Consider the following 15,660-nt stretch of genomic DNA (forward strand, 5'->3'; position numbering starts at 1 on the left):
GGTCAGCGCCCGGCCGCACCGTGGGGGCATGACGACATTCGAGGTGGTCGCCGAGGGTCTGGGTAAGCGCTACGGCCCGACCCGCGCGCTCGACACGTTCGACCTGACCGTGCCGCCCGGCACGGTCCACGGACTGCTGGGACCGAACGGCGCGGGCAAGACGACGGCCGTACGGATCCTCACCACGCTGCTGCGCTTCGACACGGGAAGGGCCACCGTGGCCGGGTACGACGTCCTGCGCCGGCCGGACGAGGTGCGCGCCCGGATCGGGCTGACCGGGCAGTACGCCGCGGTCGACGAGATCCTCAGCGGCCGGCAGAACCTGGAGCTGTTCGGCCGGTTGTTCCGGCTCGGCCGAGGGGAGGCCCGCCGACGCGCCGGTGAGCTGCTGGAACGGTTCGGGCTCGACGAGGCGGCGAGTCGGTCCGCCGGTGAGTACTCGGGTGGGATGCGTCGCCGACTGGACCTCGCCGCCAGCCTGATCCGCAGGCCGCGCGTGCTGTTCCTGGACGAGCCGACGACCGGCCTGGACCCGCGCAGCCGCAACCAGGTGTGGGACCTGGTGCGCGGTCTCGTGGCGGACGGGACCACGGTGCTGCTCACCACGCAGTACCTGGAGGAGGCCGATCAGCTCGCCGACCGGATCTCGGTGATCGACGCCGGTCGGGTGGTGGCCGAGGGTTCACCGGACCAGCTGAAGGCGATGACCGGCGGCGACCGGATCGAGGTGGTGGTCCGCGACGCGGCCGAGCTGAGCCAGGCGGCCCGCCTCGTCGCGCCGATCTGCGGTGCGGAGCCCGAACTCGACCCGGAGGTCCGACGGCTCAGTGTGCCGGTGGTCGATCGCGTCGCCGGCCTGGTCGACGTGGTGCGCGCGCTGGACGACGCCGGGATCGCGGTCGAGGACATCGGCCTGCGGCGCGCGACGTTGGACGAGGCGTTTCTGCACCTGACCGGGCACCGGCCGGATGAGGCCCGTGAGCCCGTGGCGGCGGGACGAAAGGCGGACGTGGCATGACCACTGTGATCGCTGACGGTTGGACGATGACCAGGCGGAACATGACCCATGTGGTCCGCGCGCCGGAGGAGCTGATCCTCTATTTCTCGCTGCCGATCATGTTCGTGCTGGTCTTCGGGTACGTGTTCGGCAGCGGCATGCAGGTAGCGGGCGGTGGCAGTTACCGCGAGTTCCTGCTGCCGGGGGTCTTCGTGATGACGATGCTGTACGGGCTGGGGGCCACCGCGACCGGCGTGGCGCTGGACCTCAGCCGGGGTGTGGTCGACCGGTTCCGGTCGATGCCGATGGCCCGGTCCGCCCTGATGACCGGTCGCAGCGCCGCCGACCTGCTGCGCGCCCTGCTGGAGATGTCCACCCTCCTGGTGTGTGGCCTGCTCGTCGGGTGGCAGTGGCGACAGGGTGTCGGCAAGGCGTTGCTCGCCGTCGGTCTCCTGCTGCTGCTGCGAATCGCGATCACCTGGGTCGGGATCTACCTGGCGTTGCTGGTCCGCAACCCGGACACGGTCGGCGTGATCGTCTTTCCGGCGGCGTTCCCGTTGAGCGCGATCTCCAACGTCTTCGTGTCGCCCGAGCTGATGCCTCCGGTCATCGGGACGATCTCGGAGTGGAACCCGTTGTCGGCAACCGTGGCGGCGATCCGCGAACTGTTCGGCAACCCGGGCCTGGGTGGCGACTCCTGGCCGGCGGAGCACGCGATGGTGTTGGCGGTGCTGTGGCCGGTGCTGCTGATCGCGACGTTCGCCCCGCTGGCCGTGCGCCGCTACCAGCGGTTGAGCCGCTGACTGCGGCCGCATGTCAGGGTCGGCGACGAGCCCGCAGGGTGTGGAAGGCGGCACCGACGGCGAGCACACCGAAGCCGGCGAGAACGCTGCCCAGCGGCAGGTTGACCGCCAGCAGCAGACAACCGAGGAGCCCCAGACCGGCGAGCACCCGGACCGGCAACCGCCGGTCCGGGTCCCGGCCCAGGGTGAGCGCAGCCGCGTTGGTGATCGCGTAGTAGACGAGCACCGTGCAGCTGGAGAAGCCGATCGCGTCGCGTACGTCACCGAGCAGCACCACCACGATCACCACGGCGGCGACCGCCAGTTCGGCGCGGTGCGGCACCTGGTGCACCCGGTGGACGGCGGCCAACGCGCCGGGCAGGTCACGGCGGCGGGCCATGGCGAGGGTGGTCCGACCGACCCCGGCGACCAGGGACAGCAGCACCCCGACGACCGCGATGGTGGCACCGGCGCGGACCACCCACGCCAGGCCGGGCAGCCCGGCGGCGGTCACCACGTCGACCAGGGGCGCTGCGGAATCGGCCAGCCGGTCGGCGCCGAGCACGCCGAGGGTGACCACGGCCAGCACCAGGTAGATCACGAGCACCACCCCGAGCGCCAGCGGCACCGCGCGCGGGATGGTCCGCTGCGGGTCGCGCACCTCCTCGCCCAGCGTGGCGATCCGGGCGTACCCGGCGAAGGCGAAGAACAGCAACCCGGCGGCGGTGAGCACGCCCCGCGCCGAGCCTCCGGGCTCGCCGAGCCGGTCCAACTGCACCGGCCCACCGACCAGGCCGACGACCGTGACCAGTGCCAGCACTGCGAGCACCAGCGCGACCAACGCTTTGGTCACGGTGGCGGTCTTGCCGATGCCACGCAGGTTCACCGCGGTCACCGCGAGCACCGCGCCGACGGCGACCAGCCGAGCCTGGCCCGGCCAGAGGTACGCCCCGACGGTCAACGCCATCGCCGCACAGCTCGCCGTCTTGCCGACCACGAAGCCCCAACCGGCCAGAAACCCGGCGAACGGTCCGAGGCGCTCCCGGCCGTAGACGTAGGTGCCGCCGGACTCCGGGTAACGGGCCGCGAGCCGCGCCGAGCTGGTCGCGTTGCAGAAGGCGACGAAGCCGGCCAACGCCAGCGCGGGCAGCAGGCCGGCACCGCCGGCCGCCGCCACCGCCGGGCCGAAGACCACGAAGACGCCCGCACCCAGCATCGAGCCCAACCCGATGACAACCGCATCGGGTACGCCCAGCCGCCGCGCCAGTTGATCCACGAACCAGAACCCTAGGGGTACGAGGTGAACGGCCGATCCCATCCGCGTAACCGGCCGGGGAGCGGCACGCCGTCCCAGGGTGCCCGGTGCAGCAGCCGGTCCAGGAGCAGGCCCAGCAGCAGCCCGGCCACCGAGTCGGTCAGCCAGTGCCAGCCGAGGTAGGTGGTGGTGGTGAGGACGACCAGCGGCGGCACGACGCGGATCACGGTGACGAGCCGGGCCGGCAGTTGGCGGCCGAAGCTGCGAGCCAGCGGGGCGAGCAGCATCGCGATGACCCCGTACCAGACGATCGCGTTGGCGACGTGCCCCGACGGGTAGGACTGGGCGAACTGCACCGGCAGGTCGTCGTGGAACAGCGGCAGGGTCTGCTCGGGCGTCAGGAACGGCTCCTTCACGCTGGCGCTCGGTGCCGCCCGCGCGGTCCAGATCTTGAGCGGGCCGATCGTCAGGTTGGTCAGCACGAACGCGACCACCGGAGGCAGGATCGGCCGCACCGACCGCAGCCGGACGGCCAGCAGCACGCCCAGCCCGGCGGCGATCAACGTCAGCGGAGTGCCCTGGCCGAGGAAGTTCAGCACCCGGGCGACCCAGTACGCGGCGGTCGGTCGGTGCCCGCCGGCCCAGTCGGCGACCGCCCGGTCCAATCCGAAGAGCTGGTCGGCGGCGAGCGCCACCGTCAACCCGACCAGACCGACCAGCAGGAGCGCGTCGAACCACCAGCCGGCCGGGCGGACGGGCCGTAGCCGCAGGTCACGTCGTACCGCTGTGGGATTGAGCACGCGACCACGCTACCGGCCCGACGCGAGGCCGGGGTGTGCGGCGCTGTGGGCCCAACCACGATGTGAGGCGATGCGGGGGGCGAGGCGTCATGCTTGTGCCCGTGCGGATCACGTCTGCCCTCGTGGACCCGGCGCTGCTCGACCTGCCCTGGTCGACACCGCTGGAGGAGTGGCCTGCCCAACACCTGGTGGCGCTGCCGCAGGGCATCTCCCGGCACGTCGTCCGTTTCGTCCGGTTGGGCGACTACGTGTACGCGTTCAAGGAGACCCGCGAGCGGATCGCCGAGCGGGAGTACGACCTGCTCCGGGCCCTGGAGCGGATCGACTTTCCCTCGGTCGAGGCGGTGGCGGTCGTCGCCGACCGGCAGACCGAGGACGGGGAGCCGCTCGAATCGGTGCTGATCACCCGGCATCTGCAGTTCTCGCTGCCGTACCGGGCGCTCTTCTCGCACACACTTCGGCCGGAGACGATGAGCCGGCTGCTCGACGCGCTCGCCGCACTGATCGTGCGGATGCACCTGACCGGCTTCTTCTGGGGCGACTGCTCGCTGTCGAACACGCTGTTCCGGCGGGACGCGGGAGCCTTCGCCGCCTACCTGGTGGACGCGGAGACGGGTGCCCTGCACAACTCGCTCTCCAACGGCCAGCGTGGCGAAGACCTGGAGATCGCCCGGGTGAACATCTTCGGTGAGGCGCTGGACCTGCAGGCCGCCGGGCTGCTGCACGAGTCCATCGACCCGGAGGTGGTCTGCGAGGAGGTCGTGCAGCGCTACGAGCGGCTCTGGCACGAGATCACCTATGAGCAGGCGATCGAGCGGGAGGCGCGACACGACATCGAGGGCCGGATCCGCCGCCTCAACGAGCTGGGCTTCGACGTCGCCGAGGTGGCCATGTCGTCCATCGACGACGGGCGGTTCCTGGTTCGGCCGAAGGTCGTCGACGCCGGCTACCACACCCGGCGGCTGCTGCGGCTGACCGGGCTGGACGCCGAGGAGAACCAGGCCCGCAAGCTGCTCAACGACCTGGACGCCTACCGCGCGGAGAGCGACCTGATCGACGAGCAGCAGGCCGCGCACCGCTGGCTCACCGAGGTCTTCGAGCCGGTGGTCCGCGCCGTCCCCGCGCACCTGCGCCGCAAGCTGGAGCCGCAGGAGCTGTTCGCCCAGATCATCGAGCACAAGTGGCTGCTCTCCGAGAAGGCCGGCCGGGACGTCGGGATGCGCCACGCGGTCCAGTCGTACCTGTCGGACGTGCTGGTGCACCGCCCCGACGAGCAGGCCGTCCTCGGCGTCGAGGTCCCCGCCGTCGGCTGAGCGGGGCCTCCGCCTGCTCCGACGTTCATTCGGCCGGAGTGCCGCCCCGCTTCGCCGAGGCGGAATTGTCGTCGCAGGGTGCCGTCGGGGAGTGTGCGGTAGATGCCTTTGCAGCTGATGTCGTAAACGATTCAGCTTCAAAGGCAATGCGGCGTACACATCGGACCCTGCCAGGGCGGCCCGGCCGCGACCCCCGGCGGATGCGAGCGGCGAGGGAGACGCCGCCGTCACTCCACCCAGGAGCCCCCGCGCAGCACCCGCACCACGTTGAGGTCGTCGTCGAGCACCACCAGGTCGGCGCGGAGGCCCACCTGGAGGGACCCGACCCGGTCACCCAGGCCGATGGCCCGCGCCGGGGTGGTGGCCACCATCCGGGCGGCGTCGGCGATCGGGATTCCGGCGTTCACGGCGTGCCGCAGCGCGGCGTCCATGGTCAGCGTGCTGCCGGCGATCGCGCCGTCGCGGGCGAGTCGGGCGACCCCGTCGGCGACGGTGACGGCCTGGCCGCCCAACTCGTACTCGCCGTCGGGCATGCCGGCGGCGGCCATCGCGTCGGTGATCAGCGCGGCGCGGTCCGGGCCGGCGGTGGCGGTGACGAAGGTCAGCATGCCGTCGTGCAGGTGCACCCCGTCGGCAACCAGCTCGCAGATCACTGTGGGCGCGTCGAGCAGGGCCACGATCGGCCCCGGCTCACGGTGATGCACCGGCCGCATCCCGTTGAACAGGTGGGTGCCGACACTCGCGCCGGCGGCGACCGCGGCGCGGGTCTGCTCGTACGTGGCGTCGGTGTGGCCCACCGCCGCGACCACCCGCTGCGCGGTGAGCAGCTTGATCGCCTCCAGCGCGCCGTCGCGCTCCGGGGCGAGGGTGACCATCCGGATCGCGCCCCGGCCCAGCTCGATCAGCTCGGTCAGCTCGTCGGTCGACGGGTCACGCAGGTACTCCGGGTTCTGTGCGCCGCAGCGGGCGGCCGACAGGTACGGCCCCTCGAAGTGGATCCCCGCCAACACGCCCTCGTCGACCAACGGGGCGAACGCCTCGGTGGCCGTACGCATCAGTGGAAAGGGCGCGCTGACCAGGCTGGCCAGCAGCGTGGTGGTGCCGTGGGCCAGGTGGAAGTCGGCCGCCGCGCGGGCCTCGCCGGCGTCCCCGGTGGTGAAGGTGTGCCCGCCACCGCCGTGCGTGTGCATGTCCACGAAGCCGGGCAGGATCCAGTGCCCGTCGCGCACCGACGGATACTCGGCCACCGCGGTGATCCGATCACCGTCCCACTCGACGCAGCCCTGTCGGACGACCCCGGTCGGGGTCACCACCCGGCCGTTCACCCGTACGGTCATCGCTTCTCCTGATGGTCACGGACACCCATGGCGTCCAGGGCGAGCAGGGCGGCACCGAGGCAACCGGCCTCGTCGCCGAGGGCTGCCGCGACCAGGTGCGGCTCCCGGTGGAAGGTCATTCGTTCGTGCAGCGCCGCCCGCAGCGGGGTCAGCAGCAGGTCCCCGGCCTGGGCCAGGCCGCCGCCGAGCACGATCGTCGCCACGTCGAACAGCGCCTGCCCGCTGGCGAGGCCATCGGCGAGCGCCTCGACCGCCTCCTGCCAGACCTGGCCGGCGAGCTGTTCGCCGGCTGCGGCCCGCTCGGCCACCTCCGCCGCCGTCACGGGGACGTCTGCGCTCTCGCCGACGAGTTCGGCGTAGCGGCGGCCGATCGCGGCCGCCGACGCGATCGCCTCCAGGCAGCCGGGGCGACCGCAGCCGCAGCGCGGACCATCGGGCCGGACCAGGATGTGGCCGATCTCCCCGGCGGCGCCGTGCGCCCCCACGACGGCAGTGCCGTCCACGACGTGCGCGGCGGCGATGCCGGTGCCGATCGCCACGAACAGCACATGCCCGGTGCCCCGGCCGGCGCCGAGCCGGGCCTCGGCGAGGCCACCGGCACGCACGTCGTGGCCGAGCGCCGTCGGCAGGCCGAGCCGCTGCACCGTCAGCTCCCGCAGGGGTAGGTCCCGGAAGCCCACGTTCGCCGACCAGACCGCGACGCCGCGTGCCTCGTCCACCACCCCGGGCACGGCGATGCCGACCGCGATCGGGGTGAGCCCGTCGGCGCGAGCCTTGTCGGCCAGCCCGCCGGCCACCTCCAGGATGGTGCCGACCACGGCGGCCGGCCCGCGTGCGGCGTCGGTGGGGTGCCGTTCGGTGCGCACCACGACTCCGTCCGATCGGACCAGGGCGCACTTCATGCCGGTGCCGCCGACGTCCAGCGCAACGACCACGCGGTCGCTCACGCCAACACCACGGACCGGGTCAGGTGGCGGGGCGCGTCCGGGTCGAGGCCCCGGCTGGTGGCCAGCGCGACCGCGAAGCGTTGGGCCAGGATCAGGTCGGCCATCGGGTCGACCGGGGTACGGCCGGCGGACCAGCTGCCGAGCACCGTGCGCCAGCCGTGCGTGCGGCTGTGCACGAAGGCCGCGCCGGTGGCGGCCACGTTCTCGGGCAGCCCGTCGGGCAGCTCACCCAACGCCCAGACCAGCCGGCCCGGCGCGGCGACCGAGATGGGCCCGTGCCGGTAGTCCATCGCCGGGTACGCCTCGGCCCAGAAGGTGGCCGCCTCGCGGCACTTCAGCGCGGCCTCCTGGGCCAGCCCGATCGTCCACCCCCGACCGAGGAAGGTGACCTGCTCGATGGTGGCCGGGTCGATCGGCAGCGGGGATCGCACCGCCACCTCGGCGTCGGCGGCGAGTGCGGTCACCGGGTCGCCGAGCTGGGCCCGGAGCAGGGCCAGCGCGGTGGTCGCGAAGCGGGTCTGCACCACCGACCGTTCGTCGGCGAAGGGCATGGCCACTGTGGCTGCGGCCAGCTCGACCGCCGGGGACGTGGGGTCACCGACGATGACGGTGGTGGGTGTCCGTCCGCGCAGCGCGGCGAGCAGTTCCAGCACCTCGGTGGTGGTGCCGGAGCGGGTGATCGCGATCAGCCGGTCGTAGCGGCGGCCGGCGGGGAACTCGGACGCCTGGAACGCGTCGGTCTCACCCTGGCCGGCCTGCTCGCGGCGGGCCGCGTACGCCATCGCCATGAACCACGACGTGCCGCAACCGACGACGGCGACCCGCTCCCCGGGGCGCGGCAGGTCACCGCGTACGACCTCGGCCAGGCTGGCCGCCTCCCGCCAGCAGTCGGGTTGGCTCGCGATCTCCGCGTCCACGTACGCCATGGGAAACTCCTCGCAGGGCCGATCGGTGCGCAATACGGCTCGTTAGACCCGCATTTCGCGCGTTATTCTGCGCGAACGCGGGTGACCATGGCAACCGGCCGGCCGATCGCGCAGGTCAGTCTTTTGCGCCAGCCTAGTTTCGCGCACTAGTGTGCACGCAATCAATCACCGTCCGTGCAGTTGCTGGGAGGGCCCCCGCGGTGGACCGGTACGCCAGATGGAACGCCCTGCTCGAAATGCTGACCGACAACGGCCGGGTCAGCGTCGAGGCGGCAGCCGAGCGGCTGGACGTCTCCCAGGCCACCATCCGGCGTGACTTCGACCAGCTCGCACAGCAGCAGATGATCACGAGGACCCGGGGCGGCGCGGTCGCCAACGGCGTGTCGTACGACCTGCCTCTGCGCTACAAGACCGCCAAGCACTCGGCCGAGAAGCAGCGGATCGGGGCGGCCGCCGCCGCGCTCGTCACGCCGGGCACCGTGGTCGGCCTGAACGGCGGCACCACCAGCACCGAGGTGGCGAGGGCGCTCGCCGTGCGACCGGATCTCAACACCAGCGCCGAGGGTGCCCAGCTCACAGTGGTGACCAACGCGCTGAACATCGCCAACGAGCTGCTGGTCCGATCCCGGATGAAGGTCGTGGTGGCCGGCGGCGTGGTGCGCCCGAAATCGTTCGAGCTGGTCGGGCCGCTGGGCGGGGCGCTGCTGCGCGAGGTCACCCTGGACGTCGCCCTGCTCGGCGTGGACGCGATCGACCCGCAGCTCGGCGCCGCCGCCCACCACGAGGGGGAGGCGGCGATGAACAACCTGATGGTGGCCCGCGCCAAGCGCGTGGTGATCATCGCGGACTCGTCCAAGCTGGGGGGTCACGCCTTCGCCCGGATCTGCCCGGTCGAGCGGGTGGAGACGCTGGTGACCGACTCCGGTGCCGCGCCCGAGGTGGTGGACGCGTTCCGCGCTGCCGGCGTACAGGTCATCTGCGCCTGAGAGGTCACGCTCCGTCGATGAACTAGCCCGATCGGCGCGTCGATGCATACCGCGTATTGCGCGCTCCTGCATACCGCGTATGGTGTCGGCTGTCACGCCCACCCATCGGGGGAGGTGCAGCTTGCCAGCTGTCCTGGAGATCGAAGGTCTACGTAAGACGTACAAGAGTCGTCGACGCGGCACCCGCAACGCGCTCGACGGCTTCGACATGCGGGTCGACGCGGGGCAGGTGCACGGCTTCCTGGGTCCCAACGGGTCCGGCAAGACCACCACGCTGCGTACGCTGCTCGGCCTGATCCGACCCGACGGTGGCCGGATGGCGCTGCTCGGGCACGAGGTCCCCGACGCGCTGCCCACGGTCGCCGGTCAGGTCGGCGCGATCGTGGAGAGCCCGCAGTTCTTCCCGCACTTCACGGCCCGCGACACGCTGTCCCTGCTCGCGGGGGCGGGCGAGGTGCCGGCCGTCCGGGTCGACGAGGTGCTGGAACTCGTCGGGCTACGCGACCGGTCCGGCGAGCGGGTCAAGACGTACTCGTTGGGCATGAAGCAGCGGCTCGCCGTGGCCTCGGCCCTGCTGAAGAACCCGAAGCTGCTCATCCTCGACGAGCCGGCCAACGGCCTCGACCCGGGCGGTATCCGGGAGATGCGCACGCTGATGCGGACGCTCGCCGAGTCCGGAATGACAGTGGTGCTGTCCAGCCACATCCTCGGTGAGATCCAGCTGATCTGCGACTCGGTCACCATCATCTCGCTGGGCCGGCGGGTCGCGTTCGGTCCGGTCGACGAGGTGCTCGCGCAGCACTCGTCCGGTGCGGTCCGGATCCGGCTGGAGGCGGTCAGCGACCTGCCGGTGGCCACCGAGGCGCTCACCCAGGCCGGGATCCGGGTCACCGGTCACCCGGACCACCTGATGCTGGCCGGCGTCGACAAGCCGGCGTCGGTGACCCGGCTGCTCGCCGAGAAGAACCTCTACGTCAGTGAGCTGGCGCCGATCGCTGTCGACCTGGAGAGCGTCTTCCTCGAACTGACCGCCACCGCGCCGGTACCCGGTCAGCACCGGCAGGTCGACGAGTCCATGAAGGTCGGTGGGACGGGTCAGCCCGGTCCCGCTGGAGGAGGGTGGGGCGCGTGAGCCTCTTTCGTACCGAGCTGCGCCGGCTCAGCAAGCGGCGTTTCACCCGCTACATGACACTGCTCGGCCTGCTGGTGCTGGCCGCTGTGGTGGTCGGGGTGTTCTTCACCAACCAGAAGATCGACGCCGGCCAGCTCGCCCAGGCCGAGCGTCAGGCCGACCAGCAGTACCAGGAGCAGGTGCGCTGGAGCGAGCAGGAGCGGGCCGCGTGTGAGCAGGCCAAGACGGCCGGCACGGCGACCGACGGCCGCTACCCGGACGACTGCTCGATGATCACGGCGCCGCCCCGGGACCAGATCGAGGCGAGTTGGTTCCTGCCGTCGACGTTCGACTTCAAGGAGACGTTCGCCGAGACCCTGATCCCGTTCGCGGCGATCCTCGCCCTGGTCGGGTTCGTCATCGGCGCGTCCTTCGTCGGCGCCGAGTGGAGCACCGGCGGCATGATGAACCTGCTGCTCTGGCGACCGAAGCGGCTCACCGTACTGCTCACCAAGCTGGCCGCGCTGCTCACCGGCATCCTGGCGGTGACGCTTCCGGCCGCGGTGCTGTGGTTCGCCGGGTTCTGGGCGGTCGCCAACTTCCGGGGCAGCACCGAGAAGATGACCTCGGGAGTCTGGCAGTCGTTCGTGCTGACCGGCGTACGCGGCGTGGTGCTGGTGTTGGTGCTCACCACCATCGGCTTCGCCCTCGCCTCGCTCGGTCGGCACACCGCGATGGCCCTCGGTGGCGTGGTGGCGGTGATGGTGGTCGGCCAGTTCGGCCTCGGCATCCTGCTGTCCATGGCGAGCGTGCGGTTCGCCGAGGCCTGGCTGCTGCCCACGTACGTGCTGGCCTGGATGACGAAGACGGTCACGTTGCAGGACTGGAACTCCTGCAACGCTACCTACTACGGGGAGTGCAAGCCGGCCACGATGGACATCACCTGGCAGCAGTCCTCGATCCTGCTCTCGGTCGGGGTGGTGGTGATCCTCGGGGCGGCGCTCTGGGCGATGCGTCGCCGCGACATCTCCTGACCCGACCGAAGTGACGCGGCGCGGCCGGTCCGGCCGTCGGGGTTCCCGGCGGTACGAACCGGCCGCGCCGCCTACTGCGTCCCTGGTCGCCGCTGACTAGGCTGAACGACATGTCCGCCGACACCACCCCGGCCGCCCCCGAGCCGTCCATCGACGCTCGTCCGGGTGAGGCCGTGGATGCTGCCGGGCCGACCGTCCCGAATCCCCGACCGGCGCCGCCCATCGAGACCGCCGACGCGCCTGCCGCCGACGAGTCGACGCAGCCCACTGAGCCCGCTGATCCCGCAGCGGGGCTGACCGAGCGGGAGCGGGCCATCCTCGCCTTCGAGCAGCAGTGGTGGCGGCACGCCGGTGCCAAGGAGCAGGCCGTCCGGGACACCTTCGGGCTCTCGTCGACCCGGTACTACCAGCTGCTCAACGGCCTGCTGGACAATCCGGCAGCCCTCGCCGCCGACCCCGTGCTGATCAGCCGACTCCGCCGGTTGCGCTCGTCGCGCGCCCGTAACCGCCGCCGCTGACCGCCTTACTCGCCCTTGCGCCCTGGCGGCTGGTTCCTCCGATTCCTTTCGTTCACGCCTTCGCTGCCGGTCTTTCCGCGCCAGCCCGGCCGGCATGGCCGCATGCCGGCTGGCCTGGCGGGTAGGCGGGAGGCGTTCCGAGGTTGCTACGCGACCTCGGTCTCAAGGAGGGAGCGGGGTATGACGGCAACGAACCAGAGCGGAGCACCGAGCGGTAGAGGTCAGCAGGCCCGCCAGGAGGCATCCCGGGTCGGCCACCAGGCCGCGCAGGCCGGGGGTCAGGTCGCCCACACCGCCGCTGAACAGGGCGGGCAGGTGGCCGCAGAGGCGCGGCGACAGGCCCAGCAGTTGACCGGCCAGGCCACTGGGCAGCTTCGTGATCAGGCGCAGGCGCAGCAGCGGCGGGCCGCTTCGGGCCTGCGCGACCTGGGTCAGAACCTCAGCTCGATGGCCGAACGGGACGGCGATTCCGGGCTGGCCGGTCAAGTGGTACGCAAGGCGGCCGACGCCGCCCAGCAGGCCGCCGGTTGGCTCGACGAGCGCGAGCCCAGCGAGGTGCTCGACGAGGTACGCACGTACGCGCGGCAGCACCCGGCGACGTTCCTCGCCGGCGCGGCGGTGGCCGGGCTGCTGGTCGGGCGGCTCACCCGGGGTCTGACCACGCCGTCCTCGGGCAGCGGTCAGGGTGGCAGCGCGTCCGGTACTCCGTCACCAACGCAGGGCGCACCGGCGGACACCGGTCAGCAGCCGTACGTGGGGACGGCACGGGCGCAGAACGTCTCGGCCACCGGTCGGGAGCAGTCGGATCTGCCCGGCGGGGTGGCGCCATGAGCGCCCCGGAGAAGGAACGGGCCCAGGCCTCGGTCGGCGAACTGCTGGGCGAAGTGACCCGGGACGTCTCCACTTTGATGCGCAAGGAGGTCGAGCTGGCCAAGGCCGAGCTGCGCGAGGAGGTCAGCCAGGCCGGCAAGGCCGGCGGTATGTTCGGCGGCGCCGGGCTGGCCGGGTTCCTGGCGGTGCTCTTCGTGTCGTACGCCCTCTGGTGGGGGCTGTCCAACACGATGGACCAGGGGTGGGCGGCGCTGATCGTCGCGGTCATCTGGGCCGCCGTGGCCGGTGGTCTCTTCATCAACGCCCGGACCCAGCTGAAGCGGGCTCGTGCGGTTCTGCCCCGGACGCAGCAGACTGCCCGGGAGCTGCCGGACGCCCTGCGGGGTCGGTGAACGAGTCGGGAGGGAACAGGTCATGTCCAGTGATCCGGATCGAATCCGGCGGGAGATCGAAACCACCCGCAACGAGTTGAGCAATGATGTCGACGCACTGACCGACAAGGTCAACCCGCGTCGGATCGCCGGTGACCGTGTCGGGCAGGCCCGCGGCGCGTTCACCCGAGCGAAGGAGAAGGTGATGGGCAGCTCGAGTCACATGGGGCAAGAGGCCAGCCAACGGATGTCGCACGCGGCCGGCGCGGTTCGCGACGAGACCCGATCGCTCGGGCACCAGTCTCGGGAGGCGATGGGTTCGGTGCGGGACGAGGCGCGCTCGCTCGGGCACCAGTCCCGCGAGCAGGCCCAGGGCAACCCGGTGGCTGCCGGCCTGGTCGCCTTCGGAGTCGGTCTGCTGGCCGCCTCGCTGATCCCGCCGAGTGGGCGCGAGCGGCAACTCGCCGGGCGTGCGCGGAACATGGTGAGTGAGCACTCCGATCAGCTGCGCGACCAGGCGAGCCAGGTCGGCCACCAGATGCAGGACAACCTGCGGGAGCCTGCGCAGCAGGCGGCGCAGTCGGTCCGGTCCAGCGCCCAGCAGGGCGTGTCCGCAATACGCGACCAGGGCCGTTCGGCCGCCGGGCAGGTGCAGGGAGAGACGCATGCGGCCGCCGACGACCTTCGACAGCGCTGATCCGTTCGGTGCGCCGGGGCCGGCGCCGGTGATGCGGGTACGCTCCGCGTCCGCGCCAGCCCCGGGTCGGCTGGTCAACGAGGATCTGGTCTTCCGATTCGGCCCGCTGGTCGGTGTCCTGGACGGCGCGACGGTGCCGGACGGCTTCGAGACCGGCTGCGTGCACGGGCCCGAGTGGTACGTCCGGCACCTGGCCGCCCGGATCGGCGTCGCCGAGGCGGTACGCCCGGCCGCCCGGCTGACCAGCAACCTGGCCGCGGCCATCCTCGCCGTACGCGCCGACCACGGCGGGCAGTGCGACCTCGACCATCCGGGCACCCCGTCCAGCACGGTCTGCCTCCTGCGGGACTGCGGCGACCAGGTGGACTACCTGGTGCTCTGCGACAGCCCACTGGTCCTCGACGCCGGCGGGCAGGTCAGCGTGGTCACCGACAACCGGCTGGACGCGGCGATGGCGGAGCTGCGGGAGACGGTGGCCGTCGTGCCGGGCGGCGCGGCGGACCCGGTCACCCGGTTCCGGCACGCCGTGAGCGTCCAGCGGGAGCGGATGAACCGCACCCACGGCTACTGGGTGGCGGCCTCCGACCCGGACGCGGCGTTCCACGCGGTCACCGGGACCGCGCCCCGGCGCGGTCCGGGGGCGCTACGGCGGGCGGCGCTGCTCAGTGACGGCGCGTCCAGCGCGGTGGAGCAGTTCGCGCTGACCGACTGGGCCGGTCTGCTGGACCTGCTGAGCGTCGACGGTCCGGGCGCGTTGATCGACCGGGTGCGGGACGCCGAGCGCGACCATCCCGATCGGCTGCGCCGACACAAGTCCACCGACGACGCCTCGGTGGTGTTCTGCGAGTTCGGGTAGGCGTTCTGGTCCACTGACACCCGGTTGGGTGACAACAGAGCGTGATGTGGAACACCCGAGCCGCCCGACCGGCCGGTACCGCTGTCCGGACCGCCAGTGGATGGCCAATGGGGTGGACTTCGGCCGATGAGGGCGGCAGACTGCGGCACGTGGCGGGTGCGGTCCGGCTGGAGCCGGTGGACGAACGGAACCTGGAGCCGTTGCTCTCCGTAGCGGCTGCGGAGGCAGAGCCGGGTGATGTGATGCCCCCGGTCGAGGCCCCCGCCGGCTGGTCGCTCGCCCGTCGCGAGGCGTTCCGCGAATTCCACCGGGCAAGCTTCGGCGGGCTGGACGGCCCGACCGGTTCGCAGATGTACGCCATCCTCGTCGGCGGCGAGGTGATGGGCATGGTCCGGATGACGCGCTGTGACGAGCCGCGCACGGTGGAGACCGGGATGTGGCTCGGCCGGTCCGCACGCGGGCAGGGAATCGGCGCGGCCGCCCTACGGGAGCTGCTGAACGCCGCCGCTCGGGCCGGCATGCGGGCCGTGGTCGCCGAGACGACCCCGGACAACATCGGCGCGGTGACCGTACTCGAAAAATGCGGTGCGAAACTGCGCGAAGATGGCGGCAAGGTACGCGCCAGAATATGCCTCGATTCGACCCTTCCCGCTTTCTGACGGCGACTGTAACGTTTCGCCCTCCTGGCATTCTCCCTGCTCGTGACCTGCATGGTGTCCGATTTCGGCCTCCCGGTGCCGGCTTTCCGAATGCCTTTTTTTCGACGTCCAAGGAATTCGTCGTAGCGGTTTCGGAGTAATGCCGCCGGGTACTGCCCGCCGGGTCCGCAGATATGGGACGTCTGGTCGAGGGCACGGTCGCGCTCTTCCCTGGTAGCCCTTTCCGGCCCGTAGCGGGCA

Annotated in this window: 17 protein-coding genes; 12 read left to right on the forward strand and 5 right to left on the reverse strand. The window is 71.8% G+C overall.

What is annotated here, in order from left to right; all coding sequences use genetic code 11:
* Positions 1–28: 28 nt before the first annotated feature.
* Positions 29–1,018 (forward strand): ATP-binding cassette domain-containing protein, encoded by a 990-nt coding sequence (locus ABTW72_RS11275; RefSeq protein ID WP_350857293.1) that lies wholly within the window; start codon positions 29–31, stop codon positions 1,016–1,018.
* Positions 1,019–1,044: 26 nt separating this feature from the next.
* On the forward strand, positions 1,045–1,800 hold the full coding sequence (locus tag ABTW72_RS11280; protein WP_350857295.1) for an ABC transporter permease: 756 nt from the start codon (positions 1,045–1,047) through the stop codon (positions 1,798–1,800).
* Between the two features lie 13 nt (positions 1,801–1,813).
* On the opposite strand, the gene ABTW72_RS11285 is transcribed toward ABTW72_RS11280, so the two are convergent.
* Together ABTW72_RS11285 and ABTW72_RS11290 are read right to left on the reverse strand one after the other, a co-directional pair.
* Entirely contained in the window at positions 1,814–3,055 is a 1,242-nt protein-coding gene (locus ABTW72_RS11285) for an APC family permease (RefSeq protein WP_350857297.1), read from the reverse strand.
* An 11-nt stretch (positions 3,056–3,066) separates the two neighbouring features.
* Entirely contained in the window at positions 3,067–3,804 is a 738-nt protein-coding gene (locus ABTW72_RS11290) for a phosphatase PAP2 family protein (RefSeq protein WP_350857871.1), read from the reverse strand.
* A gap of 119 nt (positions 3,805–3,923) precedes the next feature.
* On the opposite strand from ABTW72_RS11290, the gene ABTW72_RS11295 reads away from it, so the two are divergent.
* Entirely contained in the window at positions 3,924–5,147 is a 1,224-nt protein-coding gene (locus ABTW72_RS11295; RefSeq protein ID WP_350857300.1) for a DUF4032 domain-containing protein, read from the forward strand.
* Positions 5,148–5,374: 227 nt separating this feature from the next.
* Here the strand turns inward: ABTW72_RS11295 and nagA are convergent, their stop codons facing one another.
* From nagA to ABTW72_RS11310, 3 genes are read right to left on the reverse strand one after another with little or no spacing between them, the layout of a single operon-like run.
* Positions 5,375–6,484 (reverse strand): N-acetylglucosamine-6-phosphate deacetylase, encoded by a 1,110-nt coding sequence (gene nagA, locus ABTW72_RS11300; RefSeq protein WP_350857303.1) that lies wholly within the window; start codon positions 6,482–6,484, stop codon positions 5,375–5,377.
* Positions 6,481–7,431 carry an ROK family protein gene (locus ABTW72_RS11305; RefSeq protein WP_350857306.1) on the reverse strand — a complete coding sequence of 317 codons (951 nt, stop codon included), beginning with the start codon at positions 7,429–7,431 and terminating at the stop codon, positions 6,481–6,483. Before ABTW72_RS11305 ends, nagA begins: the two co-directional genes overlap by 4 nt.
* Positions 7,428–8,357 carry an SIS domain-containing protein gene (locus ABTW72_RS11310; protein ID WP_350857309.1) on the reverse strand — a complete coding sequence of 310 codons (930 nt, stop codon included), beginning with the start codon at positions 8,355–8,357 and terminating at the stop codon, positions 7,428–7,430. Before ABTW72_RS11310 ends, ABTW72_RS11305 begins: the two co-directional genes overlap by 4 nt.
* A gap of 200 nt (positions 8,358–8,557) precedes the next feature.
* On the opposite strand from ABTW72_RS11310, the gene ABTW72_RS11315 reads away from it, so the two are divergent.
* The 9 genes from ABTW72_RS11315 to ABTW72_RS11355 all read left to right on the forward strand — a co-directional run bounded on the left by ABTW72_RS11315 (position 8,558) and on the right by ABTW72_RS11355 (position 15,420).
* Entirely contained in the window at positions 8,558–9,343 is a 786-nt protein-coding gene (locus tag ABTW72_RS11315; protein WP_091403015.1) for a DeoR/GlpR family DNA-binding transcription regulator, read from the forward strand.
* Positions 9,344–9,464: 121 nt separating this feature from the next.
* Positions 9,465–10,475 carry an ABC transporter ATP-binding protein gene (locus ABTW72_RS11320; protein WP_091403013.1) on the forward strand — a complete coding sequence of 337 codons (1,011 nt, stop codon included), beginning with the start codon at positions 9,465–9,467 and terminating at the stop codon, positions 10,473–10,475.
* On the forward strand, positions 10,472–11,488 hold the full coding sequence (locus ABTW72_RS11325) for an ABC transporter permease subunit (protein ID WP_350857313.1): 1,017 nt from the start codon (positions 10,472–10,474) through the stop codon (positions 11,486–11,488). Before ABTW72_RS11320 ends, ABTW72_RS11325 begins: the two co-directional genes overlap by 4 nt.
* A gap of 110 nt (positions 11,489–11,598) precedes the next feature.
* Positions 11,599–12,006, forward strand: a complete 408-nt coding sequence (locus ABTW72_RS11330) for a DUF3263 domain-containing protein (RefSeq protein ID WP_350857316.1) — start codon at positions 11,599–11,601, stop codon at positions 12,004–12,006.
* Positions 12,007–12,186: 180 nt separating this feature from the next.
* A complete protein-coding gene (locus tag ABTW72_RS11335; RefSeq protein WP_350857319.1) occupies positions 12,187–12,837 on the forward strand; it encodes a hypothetical protein in 651 nt (216 codons plus the stop codon).
* The gene (locus ABTW72_RS11340; protein WP_350857322.1) at positions 12,834–13,229 is read left to right on the forward strand and encodes a phage holin family protein; all 396 of its coding nucleotides are present in this window, start codon (positions 12,834–12,836) and stop codon (positions 13,227–13,229) included. The genes ABTW72_RS11335 and ABTW72_RS11340 overlap by 4 nt, the downstream gene beginning before the upstream one ends.
* A gap of 22 nt (positions 13,230–13,251) precedes the next feature.
* Positions 13,252–13,905 carry a DUF3618 domain-containing protein gene (locus ABTW72_RS11345; RefSeq protein ID WP_350857325.1) on the forward strand — a complete coding sequence of 218 codons (654 nt, stop codon included), beginning with the start codon at positions 13,252–13,254 and terminating at the stop codon, positions 13,903–13,905.
* Positions 13,874–14,761, forward strand: a complete 888-nt coding sequence (locus ABTW72_RS11350; RefSeq protein WP_350857328.1) for a hypothetical protein — start codon at positions 13,874–13,876, stop codon at positions 14,759–14,761. The genes ABTW72_RS11345 and ABTW72_RS11350 overlap by 32 nt, the downstream gene beginning before the upstream one ends.
* A gap of 149 nt (positions 14,762–14,910) precedes the next feature.
* The gene (locus ABTW72_RS11355) at positions 14,911–15,420 is read left to right on the forward strand and encodes a GNAT family N-acetyltransferase (protein ID WP_350857331.1); all 510 of its coding nucleotides are present in this window, start codon (positions 14,911–14,913) and stop codon (positions 15,418–15,420) included.
* The last annotated feature ends 240 nt before the right edge of the window (positions 15,421–15,660 follow it).

The organism is Micromonospora sp. NPDC127501 (assembly GCF_040302185.1).
Lineage (GTDB): Bacteria > Actinomycetota > Actinomycetes > Mycobacteriales > Micromonosporaceae > Micromonospora.